A 499-nucleotide genomic window follows, 5' to 3' on the forward strand; every position below is an offset into this window, starting at 1 on the left:
CAGGCCAACTCCCACGGTCAGAAGGTGCAGACCGCCGGCAACAACATGGCCAACACCGACGCGTCGGTCGGCTCCAGCTGGGCCTGAGCCCCAGCGGAGCTTTGTGTAGCAATACATTTCATCCCCCGACCCGCGATGTCCGTGCCCGGCGCGGACATCGCGAGGCCGTGGACACCACTTGTTTTTCGAGGAAGGCATTGCATTGGCCAAGAAGACAGCTGACGACATTCTCACGTTGATCTCCGACGAGTCGGTGGAGTACGTCGATGTCCGGTTCTGCGATCTACCCGGTCAGATGCAGCATCTGACCGTTCCCGCGGCCTCCCTCGACGCAGCCGCGTTCGAGGATGGGCTGGCCTTCGACGGGTCCTCGATCCGTGGATTCCAGTCCATCCACGAATCGGACATGCTGCTGCTGCCCGACTACGAGACCGCCCGCATCGACCCGTTCCGGGCCGCCAAGACGCTGAACCTGAACTTCTTCGTCCATGACCCGTTC

General features: G+C 62.3%; 1 protein-coding gene and 1 pseudogene. Both read left to right on the forward strand.

Features of this window, described 5'->3' with window-relative positions:
* Nucleotides 1-87 (forward strand): annotated as a pseudogene (locus tag LI92_RS22810) (type VII secretion protein EsxI); the annotation flags it as partial.
* 115 nt (nt 88-202) lie between these two features.
* The coding region (locus tag LI92_RS21470; protein WP_192830111.1) for a glutamine synthetase beta-grasp domain-containing protein at nt 203-499 on the forward strand (297 nt) is incomplete at its 3' end.

The organism is Mycobacterium sp. UM_Kg1 (assembly GCF_000972925.1).
Taxonomy (GTDB): Bacteria; Actinomycetota; Actinomycetes; order Mycobacteriales; family Mycobacteriaceae; genus Mycobacterium; species Mycobacterium hiberniae.